The organism is Wolbachia endosymbiont (group A) of Bombylius major (genome assembly GCF_947251895.1).
Classification (GTDB): domain Bacteria; phylum Pseudomonadota; class Alphaproteobacteria; order Rickettsiales; family Anaplasmataceae; genus Wolbachia; species Wolbachia pipientis.
In genome coordinates this window covers 688,809-703,739 of record NZ_OX366395.1, presented here as the reverse complement: position 1 = coordinate 703,739, position 14,931 = coordinate 688,809, and the positions used below count along the sequence as shown (strand labels likewise).

Below are 14,931 nucleotides of genomic sequence, written 5' to 3'. Positions count from 1 at the left end.
TACTTTTTTTTCGGTTTGACACACTTTTTTGAACATTCCCAAAAATCAGTATAAGTCTATATTCACTATGTATTTTCCGTCTTCAGTTTCAAGCTCAGACTGCATCCACTCTATCGTTTCCGCATTGCAAACTGCCTGCAAATCATTCTGTGCGGATTGATTCAATTTATCCTCTCGTAGATCTGCTTTTATCATCAACTTTTTTATCAGATGCTTAACTGATACATTATTATCTGCCTTTATCTTTCTGATAATGTTTAATATCTGAATAACATTATCTCCCATTTCCTCTGAATATTTATCGTAGATCAGTTCTTCTTTGCTCGGCCAATTACTTTGATTGTGTACAGAACTATAACTATACAACTGGTGGTATATCTCTTCTGTAATGTATGGCAAGAAAGGTGCAAATAACCGCAAAATAACATTTAACACATACGCCAAGCTTTGTTTTGCACTTAAACTGCTTCCGTACGCACGTTTTTTTACTAACTCCAAGTAACTATCACAAAAATCCTTCCAAAAAAATTCCTCTATTACGCCCAAAGCTTCGCAGTATTCAAATTGTAATAGGTTATTCGTTGCTCTTTCTATAACTTTGTATAACTTAGACAATATCCACTTATCCATTGTCTCGTGAGCAGAATTTATGCTCATCACTTGATGCTTTTCCATGAACATGGAAACGAACTTGCTAGCGTTCCAAAGTTTTGTAACGAGGCGCTTGCCAATTTTGAATATATTTTCAGAGTAGACTGTATCAACTCCAAGCCTTGAGTTCGCTGCCCAATAGCGCACTACATCAGCTCCATAAGTTTCAAGTATTACATGAGGAGTGATGATGTTACCCTTTGATTTACTCATCTTTTTCTTATCATCGGCTAAACACCAACCGCTAATCATAATGTTTTTCCAAGGTAAAGAATCTGCATGATAATGTGCCTTTAAAATAGTATAAAAAGCCCAAGTTCTTATTATCTCATGGCTCTGGCTGCGCAGATCTGCAGGAAATATCGTATCATAGCGATGATTTGGTAAACTAAACTCACTGTTTACTGCCAGTGCACTCAGTTGAGGAGTAATTGAACTTGTGGCCCAGGTATCCATTACATCTTGATCTGGGATAACCTCTTCTTTGCTATACCCTTTTGGCAAGTCTTTGAGTGGATCTATAGGCAGGTTCTTTACTTCAGCTAGAATAATTTTGCCTTCTTCACCCTTACGTTTGGAATACCACGCTGGAAATGGCACACCAAAATAGCGCTGCCTTGAGATGCACCAGTCCCAATTTAGCCCTTCTATCCACACTTCCATGCGTTTACGCATATTGCTTGGATACCAATTGCATTCTTTTACTTTATCTAATACTTGAGCTTTTTGCTCTAAAGTCTTGATAAACCATTGATAAGTAGGCAATATCTCAAGTGGTGCACCAGATCTTTCTGCACACTTAATAGAATGAGAAATGTTAGTGCTTTCTATCAAAAGTCCTTTTTTAGTTAGGATTTCGATCATCCTCTTTCTTGCTTCTTTAACCCTTAGTCCATTTATTTCATTTAGTATATCGTCTGTCATCCGAGTAGCTGACACTGGGATCCATTCTTCTTTTTTCTGACCATACGCTGACATGATATCTTCCTCTGTCATTGCTGGCATTGGCTCTTTTTCCTGGATTCCAGTGTCAAGCACTGGAATGACATCATTTAGGTTCATCCTCCCATCCTGATCGATGATAATTTTCATCGGCAGATTATGCTTTTGCTGCCAATATATGTCGAGCTCATCACCAAACGTACAGCACATAACAAGCCCAGTACCTTTATCTATTTTGACCTTATCATCAGCTATTATTGGAACTTTTTCCTTTATTATTGGCACTACCGCTGTTTTTCCGATCAGATGAGTGTAGCGCGCATCCTCTGGGTGGCAGAAAACCGCAACACATGCGGGAAGTAATTCAGGCCGCGTGGTCGCAATATTGATCTGCTTATTTTCTTGAGTAGAGAAAACTATCGTGTTTAAGGATGACTCAAAAACTTTATCTTCTATTTCTGCTTGCGCAATTGCTGTTTTATCAACCGGGTCCCAAAGGATAGGCTGCATCTTTCTATATGCATATCCCTTATTATATAGATCAATAAACGACATCTGTGAAAGCGTCACAGTTTCCTTGCTGATCGTGTGATATTCCAAATCCCAGTCATAACTAATGCCAACAGACTTAAATAGTTCCTTGAATTCTTGCTTTGATTTCTCAATAACCTCATGGCACATCTCTATAAATTTTTCTCTGCCAACTTCTTTTGCACGGGTTTTATAGGTTTGTTCAACCAATCTTTCAGTGGGAAGCCCGTTATCATCAAACCCAATTGGGTAAAACACATCTTTTCCCAGCATGCGCTGGAACCTTGCAATAAAGTCCGTGTGGCAATAGCTAAATATATGGCCAATATGGAGTTTTCCCGATATTGTCGGCGGAGGTGTGTCTATAGTGAAAGTGTTATCCTTTTCACCATTCCATCTATAAACTTTACTTCCTTCCCATAATATATTGCATTTGTCTTCAATTTCTTTAAAGCCGTATTTTTCTTTTAACATAAATATTTCTTAAGTTTTAAGCTCTAAGTTAGCACAATTAAGTAAATATGGCAATTTTACGCCAAAATTTTTTGTTTACGAACATAAATTTTCTGTACTATGATGAAAATATTACTTGACCTTAGGTTACAAAGGTATTATGTAATGTTAATTATATATATTAAGGTTTAATATGTTGAACTTAAATGAAAATCAAAATTCTTCACCTGAAGTACTTGCTGCACAAACTGAAGGTACGGCAACTGAGGCAACCACAGCAGTGTTGGATGATAGCACAGGACAAGAAACATCAGAAAACGATGCTGGTAATATCAGTAATGATGAGGTTATGTCGAACAATGAAGATGATCGAAGAGTTGGTTTTAGTAGTAGCACGTCATCAAGTAAAGATCTTGTTAATGAGCAAGAAGGTGTTACTGAGTCAAAAAAAGGAAAAGGAAAAAGATCAGCAAGTGAAAGACTAAAACGGAGTAAGCAGCAGTTACAAGCTAAAGACGAGGAAATAACAGCATTAAAAGCTCAACAAAATACACAAGAAGTTACAGACTTAAAGCAACAATTAGCAGATAAAGAGAAAGAAATAGCACAACTAAAACAACAACAGCCAAATGCTGAAGTTGACAAACTGAAGGCAGACTTAACAGCTAAAGAGAAAGAAGTTGACAAGCTAAAGAAGGAAAATGAAGAACTAGAAGCTAAAAACAAAACAACTGAGCAACCAAAACAAGGCAATGGAGCACGGTACACTGCTACTGTTGGTATGGGTCTTGCTGCTGGACTGATAGCATTTACTGCACTTGAACGTACAGTGAGATTAGATATTTGGGTAATGGTTGGTATAGCAGTAGTATCTACACTCGCAGTTGGTAGTATTACATATGCAGCATTACCTAGTACTCAAGTGAATGGAGCGGAAGTGCAAGGAGTAAGTGGGGGAAAAACAAGGTAGCTTAACACAGTTTGTTGAGCTGAGACGTACGTGTCAAGTAAAACACTTGACGCGAACTTCAGTTTTTGTATTCCTTCATTAACATAATATAATTTTGTGCCGACTGCGCGATATGTTTAATTTCTTCATTCAACATTTTTTTGAAGAATTTTGCTGGCCTGCCAGCCCATATTTCCCCACTTTTTATCACTTTTCCGTGTGTTACCAGTGAGCCAGCAGCTACCATAGCTTCAGGCTCCACAATTGCATGGTCCATCACGGTAGAGCCCATACCAATAAACGCTTTATCATGCACCGTGCATGCGTGCAACATACAAAAATGTCCCACTGTTACCATACTGCCAATAATTGTGTCACCACCTGGGTTTCTATCCACATGAATTACCGTTCCATCTTGAATATTTGTTCCATCACCTATTTTTATTGATCCAACGTCCCCTCTGACCACACAATTAAACCAGATGCTTGCATCTCTTCCTATTTCAACCTTGCCTATGATATGCGAACCACCTGCGATGAAAGCACTCTCGTCTATTTTTGGTTCATAATTTTTGTATTTTAAAATGTGATACATATTAAGCCCAAAGTCTTATGCATATGTTAATCAAAATAAGGTAAGCAGTAAATACATACTTAGATTTCAAACTACTTGGGTGACAGATGTTCTTGACTTACGTGCTTTGTACTGCTAAGATTTTTATTTTCAGCCCTATCTATAATGTCAGTAGCGGTATTAAGTATATTTCAAATAATATTGGTTGTTGTGTTAGTAATTTTAGTGCTCTTGCAGCCGCCTGGAAGTAGTTCGTTAAGTGGTTTTAGTAATACACAACAGGGGGTCAATTCGATGATTCCGGTGAAATCTTCTGAAAACCCGCTCAGCAGAATAACGGCTATTGTTGCTGGATTGTTTATTATAAACACATTGCTATTGTCAGGATTATGTTCAAAAGACGTACATAAAAAATCGATCGCAGAAAAAATTATATTAGAAAAAAAGCAAGAAAGTGAATCTACTTCTGTTCCATTTGAAAATTAATGAAGGAAGCTAAATTTATCTTTGTCACAGGTGGAGTTGTGTCATCGCTTGGTAAAGGCTTAGTTGCTTCGAGTGTTGGTGCGCTTCTTCAAGCTCACGGTTTTAAGATCCGTATCAGAAAACTTGACCCGTATCTCAACATTGATCCTGGGACAATGAACCCAACTCAGCACGGAGAGGTATTTGTTACCGAAGATGGTGCTGAAACTGATTTGGATCTTGGGCATTATGAGCGTTTTACTGGAATTAAAGCAACAAAAGATGACAATATAACAACTGGTAAGATATATCATGAGTTATTGAAGAAAGAGAGGCGTGGTGATTATCTGGGCAAAACTGTGCAAGTCATTCCTCATGTGACAGATTTAATCAAATCGTTCATTTTTAATGGTACGGAAGGTTTAGATTTTGTAATATGTGAAATAGGCGGAACTGTAGGTGACATTGAAAGCCAACCATTTTTGGAGGCTATACGCCAAGTTAACTACACATTAGGAAAACAAAGAGTTATCCTGATTCACTTAACTTTAATACCATATCTTACCGCAGCGCAAGAATTAAAGACAAAACCAACGCAGCATTCAGTTCGAGAGTTAAATTCCGCGGGGTTACAACCAGATATTATATTATGCCGCAGTGAGAAAGAAATTTTCGATAATCAAAGAGAGAAAATAGCTAAGCTTTGCAATGTTTCTTTATCCAATGTGATACCTGCCCCTGATGTGAGTCATATATATGAGTTACCGGTGTTATATAGCCAATGTGGGCTTGATACGCAAATTTTGGAGCACTTTCATTTAAGTAAGCCAAAACCAAGCTTGATTGAATGGGATCAAATAGTGCACTCTATAAGGCACTCAACACAGGAAGTTACTGTGTCTATAGTGGGAAAATACACCGAATTCCCTGATGCGTACAAATCACTGGTTGAAGCATTAAATCATGGTGCGATTAGTAATAAAGTCAAAGTAAAGATAAATTGGGTTAACTCAAGAGAGAAGGAAGAAAAACCTATAAATGAAAAACTTATAGGAGAGAAATTACAGAATTCTCATGCAATCCTTGTTCCAGGGGGATTTGGTGATGACGGAGTAGAGGGTAAAATATTAGCAATAAATTATGCCCGTACAAATAATATCCCATTTTTCGGAATTTGCCTTGGTATGCAGCTTGCAATTATTGAGTTTGCTCGTAACGTTATTAAGCTTGAAGATGCACACTCTGAAGAATTTCATAACTGTAAACATCCAATCGTTAAGTTAGCTGGCGATCAAGATGACGATCTTGGTGGAACCATGAGACTTGGGGCATACAAATGTAATATAAATGCAAACTCTAAAATGATGGATGCATACAGTAACACTACTATTTCAGAAAGGCACAGACATAGATACATAATCAATTCAGATTATAAAGATGACTTAGAAAAAAATGGGCTGCTATGCAGTGGCATATCAGAAGATGGAACGTGCATAGAGGCAGTGGAGTTAGAGAGTCATCCGTGGTTTATTGGTGTGCAGTTTCATCCAGAGTTTCAATCAAAGCCGTTTTCTCCTCATCCTCTTTTTGTATCATTTATTGAAGCAGCAGTTAATAAAATTTAAAAGAAGAAGATTAGCAAAGGAAAGTGTTCAAGTATCAATATATGGAGCTTGCCATAGAGCAAGCCAAACTTGCTCAGAAAAATGGTGAGGTGCCAATAGGTGCTGTAATGGTTAGTGGAGACAATATCATCTCCTCTGCACACAATATATCTAACGATCCAACTGCACATGCAGAGATGTTAGCGATTAGACAAGCATTTTCAACTTCCACGCTTTGTGATACTGATATGTACGTAACATTAGAACCATGTCCGATGTGTGCTCAAGCTATTTCCTTTGCCAGAATTAAACGATTGTACTTTGGAGCTTACAATCCCAAAGGTGGAGGAATTGAAAATGGTGCTAAGATATTTCAATTTTGCAGCCATATACCTGAAGTTTATGGTGGGATATTAGAAACAGAATGCTCTTTTTTGTTAAAGGATTTTTTTGAGAAACTAAGGAACGTTTGATAAATCGTCATGCTACTTGTTTTCCGATACAAAATCGTTATCCCGCTACGTGTTAGCGGGATCTATGCTAGGAGATACCGTGACGGTATGGCGGTTAAGTAATTCGTCATTCCAGCGCGTGACGCACAACTATACAAACATTGTCCACCAGCAGGGTGTCATCCGAGTAGCTGACACTGCCCTCCTTTGTCATCCCAGTGCCTAGACACTGGGATCCAGAAACTTAATTTTAACCAAGTGGCTGCATAATAAAGGCTGGATTCCAGTGTCAAGCACTGGAATGACATTACAGGGACACTGGGATGACATCATCCTTTTCTCTGGATTCCAGACTGGAATGACAGCAGTCCTACGTCATACCGTCACGGTATCTCTAGATCCCGCTAACAAGCAGCGGGATGACGGTTGTCAGGGTGTCAGCTACTTAGATGAAACCCTTTCCCGGTCTATCAAATCACATAAGAGAAAACTAAGACCAATCAAATTTTTTATCTTGCAGCTTTATTTGCAATATTGCTACCACACTGATCAATAAGCAAAAGACTACATAAAGCCCAGCGGCAAAGTTTACTTGAGGAAATGTTATAGTAAACCAAATGCATATCATAGGAGTAAATCCTCCATGTAACGCATAAGAGATATTGCGTGATAAGCTCACACCACTAAATCTAACATTGGTAGGAAAGAGTTCAGATGCAACTATTCCTATGGGAACTATACCCCTTTCTATTATAGAGAGAACCATTACGCTCAACGCAATCACAAGATAATTTTTATAGTAATATGCAATAGATAACGCAGGACAACACAGTGCCATTGTAATTGCTATAAATAAGATTGCAGTGCGCTCTTTTCCAACTTTATCAGCCAACATTCCAAACGCTATTGAAGATATCGGCATTAATACACTGGTTATAATCAATACAATTTCGTTGATATATGTTGTTACATAAACATCCACTGATGCTATTTCCTTTGCGAGAGTTCGAAGAAATATGGTAAATCCAACAGCAACATTAACAGGTACAGATATTAAAATAGCAAGTATAAGAGCTCTCTTGTGGCGCTTTATAAGCTCTATTATTGGCAAATCAGGTAAATTTCTTTGTTTTCGATTTTTTTCATATGCTGGAGTTTCTCCCAATGTGTATATGCTATACGCGCTAATTAATCCTAAAATAGCTGAGAAAATAAATGGCAATCTCCAACCCCAGGTACAAAAATCAGTAGTTTTTTTGCAGATAATCACTATCACCGCAGAAAGCAAGACGCCAATGGAGCGACCAAAACCCATCATTCCAAAATACATCCCTAAGTTCTCTTTCCTACTGGATAAATGCTCTATAAGATAAACAGAACTTCCTTGTTCACCACCAAGTGCAATTCCTTGTGTTATATGGATTGCAAAAAGCAATATAGTAGAAATTATACCTACTTGATTGTGACTTGGAATAAATGCAATGAGACTTGATGGTATCGATATTAGCAAGATAGTAATTATTAATGCTATCCTCCTTCCATACCTGTCACCAACGTGACCAAATATGAATGCACCAAGTGGCCTTACAATTGCACCTAGCCCTACAATTCCAAATAATTGCAGTATGTTACTGTAGACATCTTTTGCAAAACAAAACTCTCTGCTGATTATGTTAATCAAATCAATAAAAAGCATGTAGTCATACCATATTGCGATTCTGCAGAGTATGGTTGATATCAACACCCTTGTTTGCACTAAATTCAATTCGTAAATGTTTGCTTATTCTATTCTGGCTGCTTTTTGGGATTTTACAACCTAAACATATGGAGCTGACTTTTTTATTATGGTGTGTGATAATTGCAGTGTTATTAAGTTTAGTGGTAAAGTTATAATGAATATAGCTTATTTAGCAGCACTTATAGCAGCAGCTATAATAAAAATATCAGCAGTAATACTTTGTGCTATAATGTGTATAAGCATTTTCTTTATATTATTTAAGGGAATTAAAGAACACTTAGATTCAAAAGGATTTCTATCTCTTCTGAAAACAGTAGGTGTAATTTCTATAATACTATCAATTATATCTCTCCCACTTATTATATTAAGCCTTACTACTCCGTCACCTCTGGTAGTAGGTATAGTAGGTGGTATCGTTGGTGCTATTTCCATAATACCATTAATAGTAGCTTACATTTTGCTTTCAATAACATGGAAAGGATTGACTCAACAGCCTGACGATTACCAGCCCTTGTTCCTAACTCCTTTGTTGTTTATTGGAAACATTGTAGTTGGAGCTTTTATCGCTGCAAGTGGCGCTTTTCCAATATGTAAAATAGATTCCTTAACATCTTTATCAGCGGCACTAGAGTCCTTGCTTGCAGTAGGAATACATGCACTAGCACTTACGGTTGCAACTACAATTGGAGTAGCTATTGTAATCGAGCTCGCTAAGCAAGCTAAGGAGTACATGTCAGGTAAAATAATGCAAGCAGAAAAAGAACCTGTGACTGATACACATGAAGAACCAGGCTCTAAAATGGAAGAAGCAGAAGAAAAAAAACTGCTGGAAATGGGTGGAAAGTACCTACGTAAACTGCTTTTTTTATTGAAAAATTTAGAAAGATGTTGTAAAATTGTTATAGTAGTAGATTTTGGTAAAACATATGGCAGATTCAGGTATTAACATTAGCGAAAAAGTTTTAAAGAATCTTACTCGCTTGGCTAAAGTGAAAAACCAATCAGTTCAAGAGCTAGCAGAGGGGTTTATACAAGAAGCGATTGAACATGAGGAAGATATAGCGATAGTCAAACTCGCTATCCAACGTGACACCCGAAATGCAAAATTCATCAGGCATGAAGACATCAACTGGGGATAAGTACCTAATCTGTTATGAGGAAAATGTAGTTCACGAAGATATTCCAAGTCACACTGCCATTAAGTTAAGGAAAAAAGATAGATTTTATGGGATAATGATGTATACCAATAAGTTTAAAGGTAGTATGAGTAAAAAAGGCAGTAATAAAATTTATTCAAAATGAATTGGCAAGTCTAGAATTTATAGAATCCCATAAATCATCTTCAAAAGATTTTATGAGAAAGAGGAAGTTATCTTTTATTGACATATTTATCTTAATTTTAAGAAAAAGTGTAAAGTCGCTGCAAGTAATACTAAACGAATTTATTTTATATAGGAAAAAAGACTATACCGTTACTGCTAGTGCTTTTAGTCAAGCAAGAAAAAAAATGAAACACAGTGCATTTTCAGAAATTAACGAAGGTGTGGTTTCCTTGTACTACCAAGACCAAAAATTTAAAACTTGTTTTGGCTTTAGAGTGTTAGCTCTTGATGCCTCCAAAATCATTTTACCAACAAGCGTTGAAATAAAAAATGAATTTGGCTCAAGAAAAATACGTAACCAAAAACCAAAAGATTTAGGTGATTATGCAAGTGCAACCTTTGCGGTTTGTTATGATGTGCTAAATAATGTTGCCATAAGGTCAGTGTTAGATAGAGGTAACACTCATGAAATTAACTCAGCAGATGAAATGCTTAAAGTTGTAAATACTAATGACTTACTGATTTGTATATTTATCTTATAAATTTCTTTCTAGCCTTACAAAAAGAAAAATTGCTTATGTCATTCGATGTCCCAGATCATCTTTTAATGAAGTGAATGCTATGTTTGAAGAAAAAAGCCCATCTAGTGTTGAGGTTACCATATGTGCTCAGCGTAAGATAAAACAAGAAAATAGTGGAATAACGCTTCAAAGTGGTACTACCATCTGGTGAAATTGAAGTGTTAGCTACATCATTAATGGATGAACAAAAGTTTCAAACTGGAGGATTTAAGGAGTTATATTTTTTACGCTGGGGAGTTGAGACATTTTTTGCAAAACTCAAAGGAAGACTAAGTCTAGAAAATTTTACAGGAAAAAGTGTTGAGTCTGTTAAACAGGATTTTTTCAGCTATCTTTATTGGCAACCTAGAAAGTGTTATGACAGAAGATGTAGAAGAAGCGTTGAATATGGACTTAACCGATGATAAGCTTAAGAGGAGCATTAACAAATCTGTCTCATTTAACGCGATCAAAAACTTGGCTTTCGACATTTTTGCTACGGAATCAGATACTGACTGCATTATGGATCAATTATCAAAGCTATTTTTGATGAACACTTTGGCGGTAAGAAAGGGAAGGAAAGTTGATCATCATAAGGTACCTTATCTTCGTTCGTTCAATTACCAAAAAAGGGTTAGAAAACACATATTTTGACTAGAGGTAGTATTCATATCTTCTGATAATAACTGGGTAGCTTATTGCCATAGCTCCTGTAAAATGACTTCTAAACAAACTATTTCTTAAGTAATTTACACTTCAGAGTTTATCTGCTTTAAAGTTTACTCTATTCTGTTTCAGCATTTGTCATAAATCCTTAATTATTTCTGACTTTTTAGTTCAGTTTTTAACCATTCTTTCCTTAACTTAATGGCAGTGTACCTAAAGGTAATCCGTCTTTGCTAGGCACTATGCAACAGTAAACCCATTTTATGCTTTGTATAAGCTTTAGAAATACTGCCTAGTCTCTTGGTCTTTATATGAGAGTCAAAATCCAAATAACTTGTATCTTGAACTGAAAAGACCAACTGGTTTCCTTTTATTCTTTCCTTAGTTTCTTTATAATGGGAAGAATAAATTTCCTTATCTTCAAGCTTTTCATTGCTTATATGCATCCTTAGCTTCTTTCCACCCACTACAGCTTTGATTCAGATGCCTTACCCTCTATACAATAACTTGTTTTTATAAGTCTTTTATTAAGCCTTATATCTCCCAAATTAATGTGTTTTAACTCTCTTTCCAGCCATTTATCCCATAAGCCATCTGTATATTGCACGCTTGTACTTGTTTCTATCATTTTGATCCTAAATTATTTAGCTTACTCACTTTTTACATTTGTGGGTAAAAGTAAGACTTTAACGAAATTGAGCATCATTGATTTGCTATAAAGAACAGAGCTAGAAAAAATATCCCTATTTTTCAGTCTTTCCGTCAAGCTGTTGATTCTGCTTTTTTATGATTTGTTCTGACTATTATGAGAAGAGCTATACCTGATAGAGTTTCTGCCTCATTACACCAAATAAAACTGAAAAATTTAAACGATACTCAGTAATTTGATCTGGGTTCCAAGGCCCTTGTGCATCACACATATGAAGCGATAATATATTGCACATGACCAAGTTTGCCCAAAATTCTTGTAATACAGCCTCTCCAGAAAAATTCTCTAACTCTGCTCCTACTTTGAATCGTTTCCTCTATGTGCCACCTTAACACATAAGCTTTGCTCCAAAGTCTCGGTCAAAAACTCTGTTTCTCAGTTGGCTAATGTCAGCACTATAACTCTTACTTTCTGTCCTTTCATTTTATTTTTTAGCTTTTCATTTTCTAATATAAAATCAAAATCTAATTCGCCAGCGTTCCCATAGCTTACTATAATTTCTTTTTTGCAAGCGAAAAATAAAATCTACTTCCAAATCATAATGCTGCTGAATGAATTTTACTGAAGACGATCATAGATAAATAATAATTTCTCTTGATTTAATAAACGCATTTGAGTGATAACTTCGGGTAATTGCTCTGCCGCCAACGTTTGTTCACCTATATTCCAAGCTGCAAGACGAGCACTACAAATCAGCGAAGTACACAAATCAACAAACAAATTGCCAATGGTGCCTGTTGTTCCATTTGGTTCAAACTCGGATACAATTTCCCCAGAGCTGGGTAATCTCATACCAGAACCATCTGCTGCAATAAGTCTTAGGCTGTTTGGATGCTTAAATTCTTGAAAGCCTGTATGGCAAATCTTATACCTTGCTTTAGAAAAAGCTTACTTTGAGGGTACATGTCAATGGCTCCATAAGTTCACATTCTATTCCCAAACTTTTTTTAACTAACTTTAAAATCATAGAAAATACTGTCGAAAAAGGAAGTTTTCTTGTTCGTGTAAAACTCAACACAATGGATTTTCTGAAAAGTTTTCGAGTATATTGCATTTTTAATTTGTAAGATAAGATCTTTTCCTTTTTGCATGCCTCACCTAAAAAAGACACATTTTAAACTTTTTTGTTGCAATAAAATAGAAACAAAAGTGCTGTCCCTTGCACTCTTTGGATAATTTAATGATAAAAAATTTAGAGAGAAATTTTATACACTATCGCTGATATTTTTCCTTAAGTTGACGCCATTGCCTGAACGGATACATGACAAATCTGTCGTTTATCAAATCGTCGGTAAGCCTAAAGCTATAGCCATTAAGCACGATAAAGAAAATCATTCATAATCGCTATAGCAACTAGTGTAGACACTTGACGTTCCTTGTGATTTGATAAATAGAGGTTTTTATCTGACTTCACAACAAGGGCTTCTGGATGACTTTGAAAGTGAACATTACCATGCTTATCTTCAATAGCCTCTATTACCCCCTCACTGGAAAATGCTGCAACTTTATATCCAAGTGACTCCAATTTTCTTCTATTTTCTGGTGTATTACTTACTGCTCCTGAATGAGCATCTGGAAAATATGTTGAAAACCAGCCATTTTCATTAGGTATTAGGAATTTGGCTACTACTTCTGCTAAACGACTATTTGGAACGATCTTTATCTGCTGGAGAGGTACATCCTCTTTCTGTGGATTAGGTGCTGATTTTAAATGAGATCTTTGCTTCTCTTCATCACTCACAACACTCACTACTTCAATTCCCTTTGCATTCATTATGCCTTCACATATGCCAAGTAAATGAATTGCAGGGTTATCATCAACTATTTTTACAATTGCTTCAGTAACAAGCTGGCGATAAGGAGTGGGTGCTGAATGTAAATTATCCGGAATAAATATCCTATTTATTTTGTGCTCTTTAATGAATTGTGCAACTTCAACTTTTATTCGGTCTAATGTTAGCTTTTTTGCCAATGTTTCATCTTGTTTTGCGAGATTAAGTGACTCTATCTGAATTTTTTTAAGGCTAATTATCTTATTATAATCAATCAGTACAGTCTTAACCCCAAAGTTATTAAACATCTCGTAGATATTTTGAGATAGCCCAAGCTCATGTGCTTCTTCCGTTTTCAACAAACCAACAACTATGTCATTATTTACTGTATTTTCTGCCGTCAAGACAGTTGACGCTGGTTCTTCTTTTCTGGTTACATGTTGAGATGCCGGTTTTTCACTAACGCCAGCATAAGTAATATTGCTTAATAATAGAACTATAATTAATAAGATATTAAATAGTTTATTATAATATTTATATACTATGACTTGCCTCCCTAATATTTATATTACGATATAGAGTATTTTATAACAAAAAGGCAAGTTTGCCAAGAAAGAGAAGGTGGCCTGAGCAGGAATCGAACCAGCGACACAAGGATTTTCAGTCCTTTGCTCTACCAACTGAGCTATCAGGCCAACTGTATACTTTCATTTTTAGATAAAAAATGTTATCATGTCTATCAAAAGTTTTTAAAGTAGTTTATATAAAAATAAAGGATGAACATTAATAACAGAACAGGAATCTACCCTGGCACATTTGACCCTATAACTTTTGGGCATATTGACATAATCAAAAGAGCGTGTAAACTAGTCGATAAATTAATAATAGGGGTTGCAGAAAACGTTAATAAGCATACTGCCTTTGACACAAAGCTACGCACAAGCATGGCTGAAAATGAAATTAAAGGACTAGGAATTGATGCAGATGTTATATCTTTTAATGGGTTGCTAGTGAAGTTTGCCAAAGAGCAGAATGCTTCTGTTATTATTAGAGGATTAAGAGCAGTGTCAGATTTTGATTACGAGTTTCAAATGAGTTGGGTAAATTATAAACTTCTTCCTGAAATCGAAACCATATTTCTTCCCGCTTCTGAAGATACTCAATTTATCTCATCAAGTTTTGTAAAGGAAATAGCAAGATTAGGAGAAGATGTTAGCAAATTTGTATCAAAAGGCGTTCAAAACGAATTGATTAACCTGAATAGGATAAAAAATGGAGAATAGTGTTTGTTATTTTTTATTTCTGAATGGGTATATTCAATATATAAAATGTTATAAGCTAAAGGAGCAGCATGTCAAAAGTGAGGGTTAATAATAGAAAAGTTTGTTGTCATGGTGATGAGAATGATGAGGGTTCTGGCCATCCATTAATATATTTAGATATGGGAGAAGAAGAGGAAATAGCCTGCCCTTATTGTGAAAAGACGTTTGTCCATGACTGCACTGTAGAAGCGGTTGGGGAGCTGACTAGGGATGAACTCTAA

Annotated in this window: 14 protein-coding genes, 1 tRNA gene and 3 pseudogenes; 10 read left to right on the top strand and 8 right to left on the bottom strand. The window is 36.0% G+C overall.

Translation table 11 applies throughout. The features are described from left to right. Positions 1 to 45 precede the first annotated feature (45 nt). On the bottom strand, positions 46 to 2,598 hold the full coding sequence (locus OPR49_RS03375) for a valine--tRNA ligase (protein ID WP_265027447.1): 2,553 nt from the start codon (positions 2,596 to 2,598) through the stop codon (positions 46 to 48). A gap of 172 nt (positions 2,599 to 2,770) precedes the next feature. Between OPR49_RS03375 and OPR49_RS03370 the strand changes: the two genes are divergently transcribed. After that, on the top strand, positions 2,771 to 3,547 hold the full coding sequence (locus OPR49_RS03370) for a hypothetical protein (RefSeq protein WP_265027446.1): 777 nt from the start codon (positions 2,771 to 2,773) through the stop codon (positions 3,545 to 3,547). 58 nt (positions 3,548 to 3,605) lie between these two features. On the opposite strand, the gene OPR49_RS03365 is transcribed toward OPR49_RS03370, so the two are convergent. Further along, complete coding sequence (locus OPR49_RS03365; protein ID WP_265027445.1) at positions 3,606 to 4,121, bottom strand: gamma carbonic anhydrase family protein; 516 nt, start codon at positions 4,119 to 4,121, stop codon at positions 3,606 to 3,608. A gap of 144 nt (positions 4,122 to 4,265) precedes the next feature. Between OPR49_RS03365 and secG the strand changes: the two genes are divergently transcribed. The 3 genes from secG to OPR49_RS03350 are packed head-to-tail and all read left to right on the top strand — an operon-like array spanning position 4,266 to position 6,642. Next, positions 4,266 to 4,586 (top strand): preprotein translocase subunit SecG, encoded by a 321-nt coding sequence (gene secG / locus OPR49_RS03360; protein ID WP_007548880.1) that lies wholly within the window; start codon positions 4,266 to 4,268, stop codon positions 4,584 to 4,586. After that, positions 4,586 to 6,190, top strand: coding sequence for a CTP synthase (locus OPR49_RS03355; RefSeq protein ID WP_265027444.1), 1,605 nt, complete (start codon positions 4,586 to 4,588; stop codon positions 6,188 to 6,190). The genes secG and OPR49_RS03355 overlap by 1 nt, the downstream gene beginning before the upstream one ends. Positions 6,191 to 6,231: 41 nt before the next feature. Beyond that, positions 6,232 to 6,642 carry a nucleoside deaminase gene (locus tag OPR49_RS03350; protein ID WP_265027511.1) on the top strand — a complete coding sequence of 137 codons (411 nt, stop codon included), beginning with the start codon at positions 6,232 to 6,234 and terminating at the stop codon, positions 6,640 to 6,642. Positions 6,643 to 7,111: 469 nt separating this feature from the next. Here OPR49_RS03350 and OPR49_RS03345 read toward each other — a convergent pair whose 3' ends face one another. Further along, entirely contained in the window at positions 7,112 to 8,317 is a 1,206-nt protein-coding gene (locus tag OPR49_RS03345; protein ID WP_406833432.1) for an MFS transporter, read from the bottom strand. A 196-nt stretch (positions 8,318 to 8,513) separates the two neighbouring features. Here OPR49_RS03345 and OPR49_RS03340 point away from each other — a divergent pair, with 196 nt between their 5' ends. The 3 genes and pseudogenes from OPR49_RS03340 (at position 8,514) to OPR49_RS03330 (ending at position 10,895) form a co-directional block, all read left to right on the top strand. Beyond that, positions 8,514 to 9,305 carry a hypothetical protein gene (locus OPR49_RS03340; protein WP_265027442.1) on the top strand — a complete coding sequence of 264 codons (792 nt, stop codon included), beginning with the start codon at positions 8,514 to 8,516 and terminating at the stop codon, positions 9,303 to 9,305. Continuing rightward, positions 9,286 to 9,498, top strand: coding sequence for a hypothetical protein (locus tag OPR49_RS03335; RefSeq protein WP_065094866.1), 213 nt, complete (start codon positions 9,286 to 9,288; stop codon positions 9,496 to 9,498). The genes OPR49_RS03340 and OPR49_RS03335 overlap by 20 nt, the downstream gene beginning before the upstream one ends. 143 nt (positions 9,499 to 9,641) lie before the next feature. Further along, positions 9,642 to 10,895, top strand: a pseudogene (locus OPR49_RS03330) (IS4 family transposase). Between the two features lie 245 nt (positions 10,896 to 11,140). On the opposite strand, the gene OPR49_RS03325 reads toward OPR49_RS03330, so the two are convergent. Both OPR49_RS03325 and OPR49_RS03320 read right to left on the bottom strand, forming a co-directional pair. Further along, positions 11,141 to 11,353, bottom strand: coding sequence for a hypothetical protein (locus tag OPR49_RS03325; RefSeq protein ID WP_265027441.1), 213 nt, complete (start codon positions 11,351 to 11,353; stop codon positions 11,141 to 11,143). A gap of 20 nt (positions 11,354 to 11,373) precedes the next feature. Continuing rightward, complete coding sequence (locus OPR49_RS03320; protein ID WP_265027440.1) at positions 11,374 to 11,535, bottom strand: transposase; 162 nt, start codon at positions 11,533 to 11,535, stop codon at positions 11,374 to 11,376. A gap of 54 nt (positions 11,536 to 11,589) precedes the next feature. On the opposite strand from OPR49_RS03320, the pseudogene OPR49_RS03315 reads away from it, so the two are divergent. Beyond that, positions 11,590 to 11,697 (top strand): annotated as a pseudogene (locus OPR49_RS03315) (IS630-like element ISWpi11 family transposase); the annotation flags it as partial. Between the two features lie 28 nt (positions 11,698 to 11,725). On the opposite strand, the pseudogene OPR49_RS03310 reads toward OPR49_RS03315, so the two are convergent. The 3 genes and pseudogenes from OPR49_RS03310 to OPR49_RS03300 all read right to left on the bottom strand — a co-directional run. Then, positions 11,726 to 12,707 (bottom strand): annotated as a pseudogene (locus tag OPR49_RS03310) (transposase); the annotation flags it as partial. A 221-nt stretch (positions 12,708 to 12,928) separates the two neighbouring features. Beyond that, a complete protein-coding gene (locus OPR49_RS03305; protein ID WP_265027438.1) occupies positions 12,929 to 13,792 on the bottom strand; it encodes a gamma-glutamyl-gamma-aminobutyrate hydrolase family protein in 864 nt (287 codons plus the stop codon). A gap of 218 nt (positions 13,793 to 14,010) precedes the next feature. Further along, a tRNA-Phe gene (locus tag OPR49_RS03300) sits at positions 14,011 to 14,083 on the bottom strand. An 81-nt stretch (positions 14,084 to 14,164) separates the two neighbouring features. On the opposite strand from OPR49_RS03300, the gene coaD reads away from it, so the two are divergent. Beyond that, the gene (gene coaD, locus OPR49_RS03295; protein WP_265027437.1) at positions 14,165 to 14,671 is read left to right on the top strand and encodes a pantetheine-phosphate adenylyltransferase; all 507 of its coding nucleotides are present in this window, start codon (positions 14,165 to 14,167) and stop codon (positions 14,669 to 14,671) included. 68 nt (positions 14,672 to 14,739) lie between these two features. Next, positions 14,740 to 14,931 carry a zinc-finger domain-containing protein gene (locus tag OPR49_RS03290; RefSeq protein ID WP_006279326.1) on the top strand — a complete coding sequence of 64 codons (192 nt, stop codon included), beginning with the start codon at positions 14,740 to 14,742 and terminating at the stop codon, positions 14,929 to 14,931.